Annotated in this window: 16 protein-coding genes and 1 pseudogene; 16 read left to right on the top strand and 1 reads right to left on the bottom strand. The window is 67.0% G+C overall.

From position 1 onward, the window contains the following. The 9 genes and pseudogenes from AC1DS3_RS21395 to AC1DS3_RS21355 form a co-directional block, all read left to right on the top strand. Positions 1 to 142, top strand: a pseudogene (locus AC1DS3_RS21395) (cupin domain-containing protein); the annotation flags it as partial. Positions 143 to 201: 59 nt separating this feature from the next. After that, positions 202 to 1,032, top strand: a complete 831-nt coding sequence (locus AC1DS3_RS21390; protein WP_441636980.1) for an IclR family transcriptional regulator — start codon at positions 202 to 204, stop codon at positions 1,030 to 1,032. Positions 1,033 to 1,037: 5 nt separating this feature from the next. Next, a complete protein-coding gene (locus AC1DS3_RS21385; protein ID WP_477127902.1) occupies positions 1,038 to 1,841 on the top strand; it encodes an SDR family oxidoreductase in 804 nt (267 codons plus the stop codon). Continuing rightward, positions 1,834 to 3,555: a thiamine pyrophosphate-binding protein gene (locus tag AC1DS3_RS21380; protein WP_477127901.1), complete on the top strand. Its 1,722-nt coding sequence runs from the start codon at positions 1,834 to 1,836 to the stop codon at positions 3,553 to 3,555. The genes AC1DS3_RS21385 and AC1DS3_RS21380 overlap by 8 nt, the downstream gene beginning before the upstream one ends. 12 nt (positions 3,556 to 3,567) lie before the next feature. Next, positions 3,568 to 4,374 carry an aspartate dehydrogenase gene (locus AC1DS3_RS21375; RefSeq protein WP_477127900.1) on the top strand — a complete coding sequence of 269 codons (807 nt, stop codon included), beginning with the start codon at positions 3,568 to 3,570 and terminating at the stop codon, positions 4,372 to 4,374. A 21-nt stretch (positions 4,375 to 4,395) separates the two neighbouring features. Next, the gene (locus tag AC1DS3_RS21370; protein WP_477127899.1) at positions 4,396 to 5,868 is read left to right on the top strand and encodes an aldehyde dehydrogenase; all 1,473 of its coding nucleotides are present in this window, start codon (positions 4,396 to 4,398) and stop codon (positions 5,866 to 5,868) included. 51 nt (positions 5,869 to 5,919) lie between these two features. Continuing rightward, positions 5,920 to 6,909 carry a VOC family protein gene (locus AC1DS3_RS21365; RefSeq protein ID WP_477127898.1) on the top strand — a complete coding sequence of 330 codons (990 nt, stop codon included), beginning with the start codon at positions 5,920 to 5,922 and terminating at the stop codon, positions 6,907 to 6,909. A gap of 101 nt (positions 6,910 to 7,010) precedes the next feature. Beyond that, on the top strand, positions 7,011 to 7,967 hold the full coding sequence (locus AC1DS3_RS21360) for a PDR/VanB family oxidoreductase (RefSeq protein WP_477127897.1): 957 nt from the start codon (positions 7,011 to 7,013) through the stop codon (positions 7,965 to 7,967). A 288-nt stretch (positions 7,968 to 8,255) separates the two neighbouring features. Continuing rightward, positions 8,256 to 9,551, top strand: coding sequence for an MFS transporter (locus tag AC1DS3_RS21355; RefSeq protein ID WP_477127905.1), 1,296 nt, complete (start codon positions 8,256 to 8,258; stop codon positions 9,549 to 9,551). Positions 9,552 to 9,620: 69 nt separating this feature from the next. Here the strand turns inward: AC1DS3_RS21355 and AC1DS3_RS21350 are convergent, their stop codons facing one another. Continuing rightward, on the bottom strand, positions 9,621 to 10,193 hold the full coding sequence (locus AC1DS3_RS21350; RefSeq protein ID WP_477127904.1) for a MarR family winged helix-turn-helix transcriptional regulator: 573 nt from the start codon (positions 10,191 to 10,193) through the stop codon (positions 9,621 to 9,623). A gap of 321 nt (positions 10,194 to 10,514) precedes the next feature. Here AC1DS3_RS21350 and AC1DS3_RS21345 point away from each other — a divergent pair, with 321 nt between their 5' ends. The 7 genes from AC1DS3_RS21345 to AC1DS3_RS21315 all read left to right on the top strand — a co-directional run. Continuing rightward, positions 10,515 to 11,495 (top strand): Bug family tripartite tricarboxylate transporter substrate binding protein, encoded by a 981-nt coding sequence (locus tag AC1DS3_RS21345; protein ID WP_477127896.1) that lies wholly within the window; start codon positions 10,515 to 10,517, stop codon positions 11,493 to 11,495. 128 nt (positions 11,496 to 11,623) lie between these two features. Further along, entirely contained in the window at positions 11,624 to 13,861 is a 2,238-nt protein-coding gene (locus AC1DS3_RS21340; RefSeq protein WP_477127903.1) for a xanthine dehydrogenase family protein molybdopterin-binding subunit, read from the top strand. After that, on the top strand, positions 13,854 to 14,720 hold the full coding sequence (locus AC1DS3_RS21335) for an FAD binding domain-containing protein (RefSeq protein WP_477127895.1): 867 nt from the start codon (positions 13,854 to 13,856) through the stop codon (positions 14,718 to 14,720). Before AC1DS3_RS21340 ends, AC1DS3_RS21335 begins: the two co-directional genes overlap by 8 nt. Before the next feature lie 9 nt (positions 14,721 to 14,729). Continuing rightward, complete coding sequence (locus AC1DS3_RS21330; protein ID WP_477127894.1) at positions 14,730 to 15,206, top strand: (2Fe-2S)-binding protein; 477 nt, start codon at positions 14,730 to 14,732, stop codon at positions 15,204 to 15,206. After that, positions 15,196 to 15,963 carry a CoxG family protein gene (locus AC1DS3_RS21325; RefSeq protein WP_477127893.1) on the top strand — a complete coding sequence of 256 codons (768 nt, stop codon included), beginning with the start codon at positions 15,196 to 15,198 and terminating at the stop codon, positions 15,961 to 15,963. The genes AC1DS3_RS21330 and AC1DS3_RS21325 overlap by 11 nt, the downstream gene beginning before the upstream one ends. 184 nt (positions 15,964 to 16,147) lie before the next feature. After that, on the top strand, positions 16,148 to 16,969 hold the full coding sequence (locus tag AC1DS3_RS21320) for an IclR family transcriptional regulator (protein ID WP_477127892.1): 822 nt from the start codon (positions 16,148 to 16,150) through the stop codon (positions 16,967 to 16,969). A gap of 156 nt (positions 16,970 to 17,125) precedes the next feature. Next, the coding region (locus tag AC1DS3_RS21315) for a hypothetical protein (protein ID WP_477127891.1) at positions 17,126 to 17,374 on the top strand (249 nt) is incomplete at its 3' end.

The following is a 17,374-nucleotide window of genomic DNA, read 5'->3' as shown; positions in this document are numbered from 1 at the left end:
GGTCTCGGTGCCCCCCGGTGTGTACCGCGAGGAAATCAACATCGGCGAGGAAGACGCGCTGATGTGCGTAATGCTCGGCGCCAAGAAGCCGATCACGCCGACGTACCCGCCCGAGCATCCGCTCACCAAGGTCAAGCGCTGAAAAGCGCGCGGCCGGCGCGCCAATCCGGGTGCCGGCCCAGTTGAAACACAAGCCATCTCATGACTCAAGAACGCCTGTCGGAAGACATCCAGGACAAGTACATCGTGCCCGGGCTGGAACGGGGCCTGCGCCTGCTGGCCGAGTTCAGCCGCCGCGACCGCACCTTGTCGGCGGCCGACCTGGCGCGCCGGCTCAAGGTGCCTCGCTCCACGGTGTTCCGGCTGCTGGCCACGCTGGAGATGATGGGCTTTGTCGAGCGCACCGACGGCGGCCGCGATTACCGCCTCGGCATGGCGGTGCTGCGMCTGGGCTTCGAGTACCTGGCTTCGCTGGAACTCACCGAGCTGGGGCGCCCGCTGCTGGATCGCCTGCGCGACGATATCCATTACCCGTGCAACCTGGTGGTGCGCGACGGCCGCTCGATCGTCTATGTGGCCAAGTCGGTGGCGCCCACGCCGTTCAGCAGTTCTGTCACCGTGGGGACCCGCCTGCCGGCGCACGCCACCGTGCTCGGACGCGTGCTGCTCGAAGACCTGACGCTGGCCGAGTTGCGCCAGCTCTATCCGGAGCCGCAGCTGGAAGTGTTCACGCCCAGCACGCCGCGTACTGTCGAAGCCCTGTTCGAGATGGTGCAGCGCGACCGCGAGCGCGGCGTGGTGCTGCAGGAAGCGTTCTTTGAGGCCAGCATCTCGACCATCGCGGCACCGGTGCGGGATCGTACCTGCAAGGTGGTGGCGGCGCTGGGCGTGACCATCCCGGCCTCGCGCATCGATCCGGAGCAACTGGACATGATGGAAGAGAAAGTCAGAGACACCGCGGGCGAGCTGTCTCGCCTGCTGGACTACCGCCCGCGCGAGCACGGCAAGGTGGTCAACCTGTATCGGGAGTGAGGACGATGTCCATGATTGAACTCGACGGCAAGGTTGCCGTCGTCACGGGTGGATCCTCGGGCATCGGCCTGGCCACCGTCGAACAACTGCTGGAATCGCGCGCCGCCGTGGCGCTGTGCGGCCGCAACGAAGCGCGGCTGCGCGAGGCGGAAAGCCGTCTGCGCGCACGCTTCCCCGATGCCCGCCTGTACGCCGCTGCCTGCGACGTGCTGGATCCCGCGCAGGTAGCCGCTTTTGCCGCCGCCAGCGAGGCCGAACTCGGTCCGGCCGACATGCTGGTCAATAACGCAGGGCAGGGCCGCGTCTCCACGTTCGCGAACACCGAGGACGCGGCTTGGCTCGAAGAGCTGCAGCTCAAGTTCTTCTCGGTGATCCATGCCACGCGTGCATTCCTCGCGCAGCTGGAGCGCTCGGACAGCGGTGCCATCGTCTGCGTGAACTCGCTGCTGGCCGTGCAACCCGAGCCGCATATGGTGGCAACGTCGGCGGCGCGTGCCGGCGTGCATAACCTGGTGCGCTCGCTGGCAACCGAGTTCGCCCCCAAGGGCATCCGCGTCAACGGCATCCTGCTCGGCCTGGTCGAGTCGGGGCAGTGGCGCCGCCGCTTCGAAGCGCGCCCGCAAGCCGAGCGCGACCTCGACTGGGCCACGTGGACCGCGCGCCTGGCGCAGCAAAAACATATTCAACTAGGCCGTCTTGGCCTGCCGCAGGAAGCCGCCCGCGCGATCCTGTTCCTTGCCTCGCCGTTGTCTTCGTACACCACGGGCAGCCATATCGATATTTCCGGAGGACTTTCCCGTCATGCGTAACGAACAGCAACAAGTCACGGTGGGCTACGCCATCGCCGCCTTCCTCGAACAATGCGGCGTCAAGGCAGCGTTCGGCGTCATCTCGATCCACAACATGCCCATCCTCGACGCGATGGGCGAGCGCGGCAAGATCCGCTTCGTGCCCGCGCGCGGCGAAGCCGGCGGCACCAATATGGCCGACGCCTGCGCCCGCACCACCGGTGGCCTGGGCGTGTGCCTGACCAGCACCGGCACCGCCGCGGGCAACGCCGCCGGCGCCATGGTCGAAGCACTGACCGCCGGCACGCCGCTGCTGCACCTGACCGGCCAGATCGAAACGCCGTACCTGGACCAGAGCCTGGCCTACATCCATGAGGCGCCGGACCAGCTGACCATGCTGAAGGCCATCTCCAAGGCCGCGTTCCGCATCCGCAGCGCCGATACCGCGCTGAGCACCATCAAGCTCGCCGTGCAAACCGCGCTGACCGCGCCGACCGGCCCCGTCAGCGTGGAAATCCCCATCGACATCCAGGCTGCGCTGATCCCGATGCCGACCGACCTGCGCCCGCTGGCGGTTCCCACCCACGTGCCTTCGGCCCATGCGCTGGACGAACTCGCCGAGCGCCTGTCCAAGGCAAAGCGCCCGCTGCTGTGGCTGGGTGGCGGCGCACGCCACGCCGGCGCGCAGGTCAAGCGTCTGCTGGCGCTGGGCTTTGGTGTTGTCACCAGCACGCAAGGCCGCGGCATCGTGGCCGAAGACGATCCTCGCTCGCTGGGTGCCTTCAACCTGCACAAGCCGGTCGAGCAGTTCTATCAAACCTGCGACGCCATGCTGGTGGTGGGTTCGCGCCTGCGCGGCAATGAAACGCTGAAGTACGAACTGAAGCTGCCGCGCCCGCTGTTCCGCGTGGACGCCGATGCCTCCGCCGAAGGCCGCTGCTACCAGAGCGACTACTTCGCCAGCGGCGATGCGGCCCTGGCACTCGACGGCCTGGCCGACCGCCTGGAAGGCAAGCTGAAGGTCGATCCGGATTTCGCCGCCGACCTGCGCGCCGCGCATGAGACCGCCACGAACGGCCTGATCGACGGCCTGGGCCCGTACTCGGCACTGGTGGAAGCGCTGCAGGGCGCGGTAGGCCGCAACTTCAACTGGGTGCGCGACGTGACCGTCTCCAACAGCACCTGGGGCAATCGCCAGCTGCACATTTTTGACTCCCGTGCCGGCGTGCATGCGCTGGGCGGCGGCATCGGCCAGGGCCTGGCGATGGGCATCGGCGCCGCCGTGGGCGCGGCAGTGACGGCTTCCGGCAAGAAGACGTTCTGCCTGGCCGGCGACGGCGGCTTCATCCTGAACCTGGGTGAACTGGCTACCGCCGTGCAGGAACACGCCGACGTGGTCTTCGTGCTGATGAACGACAAGGGCTACGGCGTGATCAAGAACATCCAGGACGCGCAGTACGGCGGACGGCGCCACTACGTGGATCTGCATACGCCGGACTACGCGCAACTGTCGCAATCGCTGGCCTTGCGCCATCGCCGCGTCAGCAACCTGGCCGACGTGGGCGTGGCACTGGAAGAAGCCACCATCGAACCCGGTCCGTTCCTGCTCGAGATCGACATGCTGTCCATCGGCACCTTCAAGACCGCGTTCGCAGGCCCGCCGGTCAACAAGGAAGCCGACGCGGAGGCTGAGAAGACCGCACGCGCGGCCGAACGCAGCACTGTGACCGCCTGAGGGAGACGCAACATGCTGCACGTGTCGATGGTGGGATGCGGAGCGATCGGGCGCGGTGTGCTCGAGCTGCTCAAGAGCGATCCGGACGTGGTCTTCGACGTGGTGGTGGTGCCCGAGGCCCAGATGGACCAGGCGCGCCACGATGTCTCGGCGCTGGCGCCGCACGMACGGGTTGCCACCTGCCTGAGCCAGGCGGACGGACGGCCTGACCTGCTGGTGGAGTGCGCTGGCCACCATGCGCTGGAAGAGCACATCGTGCCGGCGCTGGAGCGCGGCATCGCCTGCATGGTGGTGTCGGTGGGCGCGCTCTCCGAACCGGGCCTGGCCGAGCGGCTGGAAGCCGCGGCACGGCGCGGCGGCACGCAGGTGCAGCTGCTCTCCGGCGCAATCGGCGCCATCGACGCACTGGCGGCAGCGCGCGTGGGTGGGCTGGACTCGGTGGTCTACACCGGGCGCAAGCCGCCCGGCGCATGGAAGGACACGCCGGCCGAGGCCCTGTTCGACCTCGACGCGCTGACCGAATCCACGGTGATCTTCGAAGGCACCGCCCGCGAAGCGGCGCGGCTCTACCCGAAGAACGCCAACGTGGCAGCCACGCTGTCGATGGCCGGCCTCGGGCTGGACCACACGCAGGTCAAGCTGCTGGCGGATCCGGGCGTGGATGAAAACGTGCACCACGTGGAAGCGCGCGGCGCCTTCGGTGGGTTCGAGCTGACCATGCGCGGCAAGCCGCTGGCGGCGAACCCCAAGACTTCGGCGCTGACGGTGTTCAGCGTGGTGCGTGCGCTGGGCAACCGTGCCCACGCCATGTCGATTTAAGCAGGCAGCAAGGCAATCATCATGAAGCAAGAGATTCTCCCCATCTGTATCGCAGGCCAGTGGCGCCTGGGCGGCGGCGAGCGCTACGCAACACGCTACCCGGCCACCGGCGAGGTCGTCGCGGAGCTGAACGMAGCCAGCCTGGACGACGTGGAAGAGGCAGTGCAGGGCGCGCATCGCGCGTTCCTCACCAGCGGCTGGGCGCAACGCAAGCCGCACGAGCGTGCAGCCGTGCTGCATCGCGTGGCCGACCTGATCCGCGCGCGCGCCGAGCCGCTGGCCCAGCGCCAGCGCCTGGACAATGGCAAGCCCATCAGCGAGACGCGCGCGCTGGTGGCCAGCGCCGCCGGCACGTTCCAGTTCTTCGCGGCGGCCTGCGAAACCCTGGAGGAGACGCTCACGCCCGCGCGTGGTGATTTCCTCACCATGAGCGTGCACGAAGCCATGGGCGTGGTGGCGGCGATCACGCCGTGGAATTCGCCCATCGCCAGCGAGGCACAGAAGCTGGCGCCCGCGCTGGCCGCCGGCAACGCGGTGGTGATCAAGCCCGCCGAGATCACGCCGCTGATGGCGCTGGAACTCGCCGCCATCTGCGAGGAAGCCGGCGTGCCCAAGGGCCTCGTCAGCGTGCTGCCGGGCAAGGGCTCGGTGATCGGTGACGCCATTACCAAGCACCCGCTGGTGCGTCGCGTGTCCTTCACCGGTGGCACCACCACGGGACGCCATATCGCCCACATCGCCGCCGACAAGATGATGCCGGTGTCGCTGGAGCTGGGCGGAAAGTCGCCCACCATGGTGTTCGAGGATGCGGACCTGGACCACGCCGTCAACGGCGTGCTGTACGGCATCTTCAGTTCCTCGGGCGAATCGTGCATCGCGGGCTCGCGCCTGTTCGTGGCACGTTCCTTGTATGAGCCTTTCATGGACCGCCTGGCCGAGGGCGCGGCGCGCCTGCGCGTAGGCGATCCGGCCGACGAGGGCACCCAGATGGGGCCGCTGATCAGCGACCGCCACCGCGACTCGATCGAATCGTACGTGGCGCTTGGCGTATCCGAAGGCGGCCAACTGCGTACGGGTGGCATCCGCCCCACGGTGGCGGGCTGCGAAAACGGCTACTTCTACACGCCGACCATCATCGAGGGGCTGGATAACAGCGCCCGCGTATGCCAGGAGGAAATCTTCGGGCCGGTGCTGGTGGCGATGGCCTTCGACGACGAGGACGATCTGATCGCACAAGCCAACGACAGCGTGTACGCGCTGGCGGCCGGCGTGTGGACGCGCGATTACAAGCGTGCATGGCGCTTTGCGCGCGCGGTCCAGGCGGGCAACGTGTGGATCAATACGTACAAGCAGTTCTCGATCTCGACGCCGTTCGGCGGCTGGCGCGACAGCGGGCTGGGGCGCGAGAAGGGACGACTGGGGATCCTGCAGTACATGGAACAAAAGAGCGTGTATTGGGGCATGCATGAACAACCGCTGCCGTGGGCTAACTAAGTGAGCGCGACGACTTTGGACGCTGCAAAAGCGACACAGCAGGAGAGGGTAATGAATACGATTCTGGGCATCGACGAAATCGTCTACGGTGCCGACGACCTGGACGCCTGCCGGCGCTTCTTCGCCGACTGGGGCCTCACGCTGGTGCGCGAGGACGCGGCCGGGCTGGATTTCGAGACGCTGAACGGCTGCCGCGTGCTGGTGCGCCGCATCGGCGACCCGGCACTGCCGGCGGCAATGGAAGACGGCCCGACATTGCGCGAGGTGGTATGGGGCGTGGACACGCAAGCGGCGCTGGACCGGATTGCGGATGCCATCCGCGCCGAGCCGGGCTTTGTCAGCGCGGGCGAGCACGGCGTGCGGGGCGAGCAAGGCGAACGCGTGGGCTGCACGGATCCGAACGGCCTGGCCGTGCGCTTCCAGCTGACCCGCAAGCGCGAGGTCGAGGTGGAATGCGCCGCGATGAACACGTGGAACGACAAGCCGCGCCTGAACCAGCGCAGCCCGATCTACGAACGCGCCACGCCGATCGAGGTGGGGCACGTGGTGTTCTTCGTCAAGGACGTGGCGGCGACCGAGCGCTTCTACACCGAGAAGCTGGGCTTCGTGCCGTCGGACCATTATCCGGGCCGTGGCGCCTTCCTGCGCTGCGCGCCGGACGGCGGCCACCACGACCTGTTTCTGCTGCAGCTGCCGCAGGCCAAGAGCGGGCTGAACCATGTGGCCTTTACCGTGCGCGACATCCACGAGGTGTTCGGCGGCGGCCTGCATGTGTCGCGCGGCGGCTGGGATACGCAGCTTGGCCCGGGCCGGCATCCGATTTCGTCGGCGTATTTCTGGTACTTCAAGAATCCGGCCGGCGGCCTGATCGAGTACTACGCCGATGAAGACCAGCTGGATGCCGAATGGGAGCCGCGCGATTTCGAGCCGGGCCCGACCATGTTCGCCGAATGGGCGGTGGAGGGCGGGCTGGATGGCAATACGCGCCGGCAGAAGAACGCGGGCGGCCCGCAGGGCAAGTTCCTGACGGAGAAGCGCTGAGCACGGCGTAGCAATACAGGCAACGCAAGCAACGCAAGCAAGACGAGCAAGACGAGCAAGACAAGCAAGACAAGCAACACGAAGCAACCGAAGGAAGTGCCATGAGTACCAGCCAATCCCTGAGCCTGCGCGTGCAGGCCATGCGTTTCGAAGCGCGCGGCATCGTCAGCGTGGAACTGCGCGATCCGCACGGGCATGCGTTGCCCGAGTACGCGCCGGGCGCGCATATCGACCTGCATCTGGGCAATGGCCTGGTGCGCAGCTACTCGCTGTGCGGTGCGCCGGAAGTGCGCGACCGCTACGTGGTGGGCGTGCTGCTCGACCGCGCAAGCCGTGGCGGCTCGCGCTATGTGCATGAGCAACTGCGGGTGGGCAGCACGCTCGCCGTGGCGGCRCCGCGCAACCACTTCGCGCTGGATGAGGGTGCGGCACACACGGTGCTGGTGGCCGGCGGCATYGGCGTSACGCCSATCGTGTGCATGGCGCGCCGGCTGCATCAGCTTGGGCGTTCCTTCACGTTGCTTTACTGCGCACGCTCGCGTGAGGAAGCTGCCTTCGCGGACGAGCTGGCCGCCTACGGCGACGCGGTGCGCATGCACTTCGACGACGAGGCGGGCAGCCCGCCGGACCTGTCAGCGCTGCTGGCGGGGCAAGCCGCCAGCACGCACTTCTATTGCTGCGGCCCGGGCCCGATGCTGAATGCCTTCGAAGCCGCCTGCGCTGGCCATGGCTATCCCGAAGTCCATATCGAACGCTTCGCCGCCGACCCGTCGGTGGCGGCGGTGCAGGACGGCGAGTACACCGTGGCGCTGGCAAGCACGGGTAGCGAGCTGAAAGTGCCCGCAGGCAAGTCCCTGCTGGATGCCTTGCTCGAAGCGGGCATCGCGGTGGAGCACAGCTGCAAGGAAGGCGTATGCGGCTCGTGTGAAACGCGCGTGCTCGAAGGCATTCCCGAACACCGTGACGGCGTGCTCAGCAAGAGCGAGCGCGAGTCGAACCAGACCATGATGGTTTGCGTGTCAGGCTGCAAAGGCAAGCGCCTGGTCCTGGACCTCTAAGCGCGCCACCGCGCGCCGCATCCATCGCGGCGCCAACGGTGGTGGCCATTGCCGGGCAAGTCCGGCAATGCGCCAGCGCGGGGCGGCTGCCTGCCTCGGATACTTTAGAAGAGAAACACCGTGTTGATCCAGAGACAAGAGGCCCCGTTCGCCAACGCGAACGCCGAGGGTGTGGCGACCCCATCCAGCAGCATCACGGCAGGCGGTGGCGAGCGCGCCAGTGACGCCCCCGTGGCAACCACCCGGGGCGAGATCATCGCCCGCATCGAGCGCCTGCCCAGCAATGGCATGCACGTCAGGGCGCGGCTGCTGATTGGCCTGGCCACGTTCTTCGATGGCTTCGACGTCATCGCCATCGCCGCCACGCTGCCGCTGCTGATTTCCATGTGGTCGCTCACGCCGGGTCAGATCGGCTTCCTGATCGCGGCGCCGTCGGTCGGGCAACTGATCGGCGCGCTGCTGTTTCCCKCCCTGGCCGAGCGCTTTGGCCGTCTTAACTCGATTGGCTGGAGCGCGGGCATCATCGGGCTGATGAGCATCGCCTGCGGCTTCGCGCCCTCGTTCGAGATCTTTGCCTTGCTGCGCATCGTGCAGGGCCTTGGCCTGGGCGGCGAATTGCCGGTGGCCGCCACCTATATCAACGAAGTGACGCGTGCCCACGGGCGCGGGCGCTTCGTGCTGCTGTACGAGGTGGTGTTCCCAATCGGCCTGCTGATCTCCAATGCCGTCGGCGCGTGGCTGGTGCCGCGGTTCGGCTGGACAGTGATGTACTTCATCGGCGGCGCCCCGGTGATCCTGTTCTTCATCCTGCGCCGGGCCATTCCCGAGTCGCCGCGCTGGCTGGCGGAGAAGGGCCGCCTGGCCGAAGCCGACCGCGCGCTCGCGGTGTTCGAGTCGCGGGCCAAGGGGCCGCTGGTGCCGCTGGGCGATGTGTCCGCGTACGACGCGATGACCGGCAGGCACCCGCGCCGGCGTGTCCGGGATCTGCTGAGCAAGGCCTATATTGGCCGCACGCTGGCGGTGTGGATGCTGTGGGCGACCTGCGGCTTCATCCAGTACGGGCTGTCGACCTGGTTGCCGACGATCTACAAGACGGTGTATCACGCACCGCTGCAACTGGCGTTGAACCTGGCCGCGGGCGCATCGGTGCTCGGGGTGATCGGCTCGCTGGTRTGCGCGATGATCGTCGACAAGGTGGGCCGCAAGCCGGTGATCAACGTCTCGTTCATCCTGTGCGCGATATCGCTGGCGCTGGCTGGCGTGTTCCACACGGAGTCGGTGTACGTCGTGGCCGGGCTCTGCGCGCTCTCGCTCGGTTTCCTGGCGAGTGGCTTTATCACGGCCTACGTGTACACGCCGGAGCTGTATCCCACCAGCATCCGCGCCATGGGCTGCGGCTTTGGGGGTGCGTGGCTGAAGGTGGCGGCGATCTTCGCGCCGACGCTGGTGGCCAGCACGATCGGCTCTGGCAATCTCAGCACCGCGTTCTACGCACTGGCCACGGTGCCGTTCGTGGCGGCGCTGACCATCCATTTCCTTGGCATCGAGACCAAGGGCAAGGTGCTCGAGCAACTCGAGGCCTGATCCGCGGCGCACGACATGAAGCCCGTGGCAGCGCCAGCTGCCACGGGCTTTGTTCGTTCTCGTGCGTGCTTATTTGCCCTCGCCCCCGCCCGCGTCGCCGCGCCCGGGCGTCACGCACAGGCCGTGCAGCTTCCTCAGCGCCTGGTACATCGCGCGGCGCTCCTCCGGCTCCAACAGCCGGATCACCTCCGCCTGGCCCTTCCTGGCCAGCGGCATCACTTGCTCATGCAGCGCCAGGCCTTCCGGCGTGATGCTGCAGATCAGCTTCTTGCGCGGCGTGTTGCCCTCGGCATCCAGTTTCACCAGCCCGCGGCCCTCGAGCAGCCGCAGCGTTCGGCTCACCAGCGCCTTATCCGATGTGGATTGCAGCACCAGTTCGGCAAAAGGCAGCTGCCGCGCGTGCGCCAGCAGCGCCAGCAGTCGCCACTCGGGCACCGTGAGCGCGAACTGCTCGGCGTAGGGCAGCGTCACGGTGCGCCGCAGGGCGTTGACCAGCTGGCTGAGCATCGTCGTCAGGAAGTCGTMGACATCGAGCCCGTTGCCTTGCTCGTCCAGTTGCGCCCAGGGGCAGTCGGTTGTCGGGGGCACTGCCGTGTCGCCGGTGTCGGTTGTCGTTCCGGCTGCGCGCTTCATCAGATCCATGTCGCTCAAGAGATGCCGCCGGACGGCGGCTGATCAGGGAGGGGCGGAGCCGATTGTCTCATAGGGACTCCGGTGTGCTGCCCCGTTCTCGTCGTGATTTCCCTCTTTTTAATTTTATAAAAAATACATATGTCAATTAGTGGTTAACGTAAGTTGAGTAGTCAACAAACGAGATCTAGTATGAATGAAGTGTTCCTCTCCTGAACTAGTGTTTCGCTAATAAAACGCACATCGAATGCGTTCCCGTCCCTTAGCCGTGCCTAACCCTGCACCCACCATGCCATTCCCCGCTGAAGTGGAGCGCCCCCACAGGAGCCGTAGATGAACCTTGTCCGCCGACACATCCTTGCCACAGCGCTCGCCGCGATTGCCCTGGGAGGCGGCAGCGCCTTCGCGCTCGGCTATCCCACCAAACCGGTCACGATCGTGGTCGCCTATCCGCCGGGCGGCGACACGGACTCCATGGCGCGCATGTACGCGGAGAAGCTGTCGATGCGCCTCAAGCAGCCGGTGATCGTGGAGAACAAGCCGGGCGCCGGCGGCGTGGTCGGCAACGCCATKGTCGGCCGCGCGCCGGCCGACGGCTACACCCTGCTGTTCACGCCCAACCCGTTTACGACGGCGCCGATGGTGCTCAAGCTCCCCGCCAGCTCCAGCTACGACGCGCTGCATGGCTTCACCCCGGTCATCCAGACCGGCACGCAGACCGTGCTGCTGGTGGCGTATCCGGGCGCCGGCATCAAGACCGTGCAGGACATGGTGGCCGCGGCGAAGGCCGGCAAGCCGCTGACGTATGCCACCCCCGGCGCGGGTTCGCCCATGCATATCGCCGGCGAGTGGCTGAACCGCGCTGCTGGCGTGAAGATCCAGCATGTGCCGTACCGGGGCGTTGCGCCCGCCGTCAATGATGTCGTAGCAGGCCACGTCAACTTTGCCTACGTGACGCTGGGGCCGGTGGCCCAGTACATCAACATGGGCAAGCTGCTCGCGCTGGCGGTGACCGATCCGAAGCGCTCTGCGCTGCTGCCCAATGTGCCGACGCTGGCCGAGCTTGGCTACAAAAACGTCATCGTGGGCGCATGGCACGGCGTCATGGCGCCCAAGGGCACGCCGGCCGAGGTGGTGAAGCTGCTCAACGAACAGCTCAATGAGATCGTCAAGATGCCGGACATCGCCGAGAAGATGGCCACTTTCGGCGCGGTGCCGGTGGGCGGCGCGCCCGCCGTGCTGGAAAAGATCAATGCTTCCGACTACGAGCGGCTGGGCAAGGTCATCAAGGATTTCGGCATTAGCGCCGAGTGACGCGATGCCGGCGGCAACGCTCGCCGGCGTCTTCATGGTTTCAGTGGTTTTCTGACTAGCAGGAGGTCGGCTTGAGCACGTCGACAGTGGGAAGCTCCACGCCGCAAGTGACGGCGCGGGAGAAGGTGATGGGCAGGGCTGTGTATGCCGGCGACATCAAGCAGGCCGGCATGCTGCACGCCAAGGTGCTGCGCAGCCCGTATCCGCATGCCCGCATCGTTCGCATCGACACCGCGGCGGCGCGCGCGCTGCCGGGCGTCAAGCTGGTGCTGACCGGCGAGGACACGCCGTCGCGGCTGTGGGGCACGCATCGCAAGGAGCAGCGTATTCTTGCCGCTGGCGTGGTCCGCCACGTGGGCGAGGAGGTCGCCGCGGTGGTTGCGGTGGATGAGGAAACCGCGCGTGATGCACTGGACCTGATCCGCGTGGAGTACGATGAACTGCCCGCCATCTTCAGCCCCGATGCAGCGCTTGCCGATGGCGCGGCGCAGCTGCACCCGGGCACGCGCAATATCGCCCACGAGATGCATATCGAGCGCGGCGACGTCGAAGCCGGCTTCGCGCGCGCCGCGGTGGTCTACGAGGCCACGTACGACATGCATTCGCAGTATCCCGGCTACCTGGAGCCGATGGCTACCGTGGCCGCCCAGGATGGCAATGGCCGGCTGACGGTCTGGGCCTCGACGCAGTCCGTGTTCCTGGCGCGCGCGCGGCTGGCCGAAGCGCTGGACCGGCCGGTGTCCACCATCCGCGTGATCCAGGCGGTCACCGGTGGCGGCTTTGGCGCCAAGATCGTGGAGGAGAGCAACAGCCTGATCGCGGCCTTGCTGGCAACGCGGCTCGACCGCCCGGTGCGCTTCGTCAACAATCGGCTCGAGGATTTTCTCGGCGCGCGCTCCAGCGTGCCGGCGCGGGTCTGGCTGAAGATGGGCCTGGATGCGCAAGGGATGATCGTCGCCAAGGACGTCAATATCGTGGCCGAATGCGGCGCCTATGCGGGCTTGGCTGGCGACGTGATGCACGTGACCGCCATGCGCAGCGACAACATGCATCGCGTGGAGAACGTGCGCTCCAGCGCCGTGCTCGCCTATACCAACAATCCGCCGCGCGGCGCGTTCCGCGGTTTCGGCGGCCAGCAGATGCAGTTTCCGCTGAACAGCCACCTCACCATGCTGGCCGAAATGCTTGGCATGGATCCCATTGAAGTCCACAAGCGCAATGCCATCCGCTCCGGGGACACCAGCGTGCATGGCTGGAAGATCGGCAGCAGCGGCCTGGTGGAATGCCTCGAGCAAACGCGCGAAGCGATCCAGTGGGATGCGCGCCGCGCCGATGCCTCGCGGCGAACCGGCACGCGCCGGCGCGGGCTCGGCATCGCGGCCGCCATGCACGTCAGCGGCAACCGCACGCTGGGCAACTGGGACGGCTCCACCATCGTGCTCAAGGTCAACGAGGACGGGCGCGTCATGGTGCTCACCAGCGAGTGCGACATGGGGCAGGGCGCCAACACCATGCTCAGCCAGATCTGTGCCCAGGAGCTGGGCATTGCGCTGTCGCATGTCACCGTGAGCGCGCCGGATACCGATGTGGCGCCGTTCTGCCTCGGCTCGCTGGCATCGCGCGTCACGATCATTGCCGGCAACGCAGTGATGCGGGCCGCGCGCGAGGCGAAGCAGAAGCTGCTGAGCGTTGCCGCCGACAAGCTCGGCGTGCCGCAGGACGAACTGGACCTGCTCGACGGCGTGATCCGCGCCCGCAATGACGACACCAAGCGCGCCACGCTCGCCGAGATCGCGCGCTTGCATATCTTCCGCCATGGCGGCGAAGGCCTGATGGTGCGCGCCACCTACGATGCGCCCACCGTGATGCACGACGCCAACTACTACGGCAACATCGCGCCTGCCTATTCGTTCGCGGCGCAGGCCGTCGAAGTGGAAGTGGACATGGCCACCGGGCAGGTCACGCTGATCGACAGCTTCGTGTCGGACGACTGCGGCAAGGCCATCAACCCGCTGGCCGTGCACGGCCAGACGCACGGCGCCACCGTGCAGGCGATCGGCTGGACGCTGTACGAGCACGTGCAGATCGAGGATGGCCGCATCCTGAACGGCAACTTCTCCGACTACACCATGCCGACCGCCGACGCCGTGCCCGCGCTGCGCACGGATGTGGTCGAGTCCATTGAGCCCAACGGGCCCTACGGCGCCAAGGGCGCCAGCGAAACCGCGATCCTGCCGGGCGCGGCGGCCATTGCCAATGCGGTCTATGACGCCATCGGCGTGCGCATTGCTTCGCTGCCCATCACACCGGAGAAGGTGCTGGCCGCGCTGCGCGAGCGCAAGGAAAAGGAGGCGCGCCATGCGTAATTTCGAATTTCTGGAGCCGGGCTCGGTACAGGAAGCCAGCCACATGCTGGCCGACCTGGGCGACGCGTGCCGGGTCATCGCGGGCGGCACCGCGCTGATGCTCGGCATGCGCCAGCGCATGCTCACGCCCACCCACCTGGTATCGCTTGGCCGGCTCGATGCGTTGCGCAAGATCGAGTTCGATCCGCGCGCCGGCTTGCGGATCGGTGCGCTGGCCTTGCATGCGCAGGTGGCGCGCTCGCCGCTGGTGCAGGCGCATTGCCCCATGCTGGCCAGCATGGCAGGGCGCGTGGCCAATCCGCAGGTGCGCAACCAGGGCACGATCGGCGGCAACCTCTGCTATGCCGATCCCGCCACCGATCCGCCGGGTTGCCTGATGGCGCTGGGGGCGCAGGTGGTGCTCGCCGGCAGGAGCGGCGAGCGCGTGCTGGAGATGGAGGCGTTCCTGGTCGACTACTACACCACCGCGCTCGAGCCCGATGAGATTGTGACCGAGATCCGCATTCCCGCGCCGGCGCCGGATGCGCTCGGCCACTACGCGCGCTTCCTGCGCACGGCCGCCGAGCACCGGCCGCTGGCCAGCGTCGCGCTGCTGGCGCGTCGGACTCGCGCCACGTGTATCGAGGCGCGYCTTGCGGTCGGCGCGTCCACGCCGATTCCGGCGCGGCTGCGGCGTGCCGAGGCGTTCCTGGCCGGCAAGGCCGTCACGCCGGAAGTGGCCGCCGAGGCGGCGGACATCGTTGCCGCGGACATCGACCCCGTCTCCGACATGCGCGGCAACGCGGACTATCGCCGCGAGATGGTACGGACCGTGGCGCGGCGAAGCATCGCCACGCTGTTCGGGCTGGCGGCGGACTAAGGATTCCCCATGCAAAAGATCCATATCGAACTCACCGTCAACGGCGAGGCACACAGCGTGGAAGTGCCCGCGCGGCGCCTGCTATCGGACCTGCTGCGCGACGACCTCAACCTGACCGGCACCAAGCGCGGCTGCGAGACCGGCATCTGCGGCGCCTGCTCCGTGCTGGCGGACGGCGAGGTCATGAAGTCCTGCCTGGTGCTTGCCGTGCAGGCACGCGGGCGCGACGTGACCACCGTCGAAGGCCTCAGCGCCGGCGGCGAACTGCACCCGCTGCAGCAAAGCTTCATGGCGTGCGGCGGCTTGCAGTGCGGCTACTGCACCCCTGGCTTCCTGATGACCTCCTGCGCCATGCTGGCGCATAACCCCAACCCGACAGAAGAAGAAGTCCGCGCCGGCCTGAACGGCAACCTGTGCCGCTGCACCGGTTACGTCGGCATCGTCGAATCCATTCTGTCCGCCGCGGAGAAAATGCGTGGAAATTGAAAAAACCCTGATCGTCGGCGCAGCGCCGGCGCAAGTTTGGGCACTGCTGCTCGATCCCAATGTGATGGGCGGCTGCGTGCCGGGCATGCAGTCGATCGAGGTGGTCAGCGATGTGGAGTACATCTCGCACATCCAGGTCAAGATCGCCTTTGTCAGCGCGCGCTTCAAGATCAAGACCACCATCGTGGAGATGCGCGCGCCCAACTACCTGCGTAGCGAAGGCACGGGCGAGGACGCCTCCGTGGCCAGCTCGCTCAAGCAATCCAGCGAGATCTTCCTGACCGGGCAACCCGACGGCAAGACCGAACTGCGCATGAAGATCAACGTGGACGTGCTGGGCCGCCTTGGCACGTTCGGCCTGAGCGTGATGAAGACGAAGGCGGACCGGATGTGGGAGGAATTCGGCACGAATTTGTCGGCGCGTTTGGTGGCGCSTGCCGAGGCGGTGCCGGCTATGGCGCCCGCAGCGCCGGCTGTGGCGCAAACGGCGGCGAAGGCGCAGGCCGCTTCGCCAGCCTCAGTCATCGAGGGGATTCCCGCTCGACCGGCCATCATCCCGGCTCACGCCGTGCAAGCCAGCCCCAATCGCAGCGCTGGCTGGTGGTCGCGCTTGTTCTCGCCCGCGCCCGCCGTGGACAGGGGCCCGCTCACGGATATCTGCATCGAAGTGCGCCAGCCCGATGCGACCATTACCGTGCGCTGGCCGGCACAGCACGCGGGCGAGTGCGCCGCCTGGCTGCGGGACTATCTGAAGTGAGCATGCGCGGCTTTGGCGATGGAAGTGCTGGAGGATAGATGCAGGGCGTGTTATATCGGACAGTCGCGGGCGGCGCGTCGGAATGCAAGGTGCGCCATCCGCACCRGCCGGGCCGCAGGGCAGGGCCAAAGCCAAAGCCGTTACCATATAGCACGCCAAAGTACTCATTCGCAGAGATATCACCATGACAGATGCCCTCGAGCCTACCGATCTCCAGGACAAGTACATCGTGCCGGGGCTGGAACGCGGCCTGCGCCTGCTGGGCGAGTTCAGCCGCAATGAGCGGACCCTGTCTGCCGCCGARCTGGCGCGCMGGCTSCAGGTCCCGCGCTCCACGGTGTTYCGCCTGCTGACCACGCTGGAGATGATGGGCTTTGTCGAGCGCACCGATGGCGGCCGTGAATTCCGGCTCGGCATGGCGGTACTGCGCCTTGGCTTCGACTACCTCGCTTCGCTGGAGCTGACCGAACTCGGCCGGCCACTGCTGGACCGCCTGCGCGACGAGATCAACTTCCCATGCAACCTGGTGGTGCGTGACGGCCGCTCCATCGTCTACGTGGCCAAGTCCGTGGCGCCTACGCCGTTCGCCAGCTCGGTCAACGTCGGCACCCGCCTGCCGGCGCACGCCACCGTGCTTGGCCGCGTGCTGCTTGAAGACCTGGCGCTGGCGGAACTGCGTGAACTCTATCCCGAGCCGCAGCTGGAAGTTTTTTCGGAAAGCACACCCAAGACCGTCGAAGCACTGTTCGACATGGTCCAGCGCGACCGCCAGCGCGGCTACGTGCTGCAGGAAGGCTTCTTCGAAACCAGCATCTCGACCATCGCCGCGCCTGTGCGGGACCGCAGCGGCAAGGTAGTGGCGGCGCTTGGCGCCACCATCCCGGCTTCGCGGATCGATCCGGAGCGGCTCGATGGCATGGTGGAACAGGTGAGGAGTGCAGCGGGGGAGCTATCCCGGTTGCTGGACTATCGTCCGTCGGAAGGTGGGGCGGTAGTTAATTTGTAGGGCGCCGGCCAGGCCGGCACCAGGCTTGCCGCCTGGTAGTGACGGGCAAGCACCGCGCTTGCCCTTGCCGCGCAAATCCGGCATTGGGCCTGGCAGGGGCCTGGAATGTGCACCGGAAATTCGTGTCTAACTACACGAACGCGTCAGGAATTGGCGATGGGCACATGTATCAAAATCCTCACAATCGGTGCGGCCATGGCGCTGGCCGGCTGCGCGGCAGTGCCTGCATATGACGGCTATGGCTACGGCTATCCGGCCGAAGACACTTATCCTTACGGCGCTTACTATCCCGCTTACCCCTATGGCCCCTACTATGACTATGGCTGGTGGCCCAGGTTTTATGGGGGTGGTGCCGTGTTCTTCCATGGCGGTGGCCACGGCGGTGATGGCCGCCATGGTCACGGC

The sequence above is a fragment of the Cupriavidus sp. 01L46 genome, assembly GCF_056399905.1.
This window is presented reverse-complemented; position numbering and strand designations above follow the sequence as displayed.

Coding starts and splice junctions, on each gene's coding strand:
- AC1DS3_RS21385 (WP_477127902.1), top strand. CDS start 1,038: ATGTCCATGATTGAACTCGACGGCAAGGTTGCCGTCGTCACGGGTGGA.
- AC1DS3_RS21380 (WP_477127901.1), top strand. CDS start 1,834: ATGCGTAACGAACAGCAACAAGTCACGGTGGGCTACGCCATCGCCGCC.
- AC1DS3_RS21365 (WP_477127898.1), top strand. CDS start 5,920: ATGAATACGATTCTGGGCATCGACGAAATCGTCTACGGTGCCGACGAC.
- AC1DS3_RS21340 (WP_477127903.1), top strand. CDS start 11,624: ATGGGCAGGGCTGTGTATGCCGGCGACATCAAGCAGGCCGGCATGCTG.
- AC1DS3_RS21330 (WP_477127894.1), top strand. CDS start 14,730: ATGCAAAAGATCCATATCGAACTCACCGTCAACGGCGAGGCACACAGC.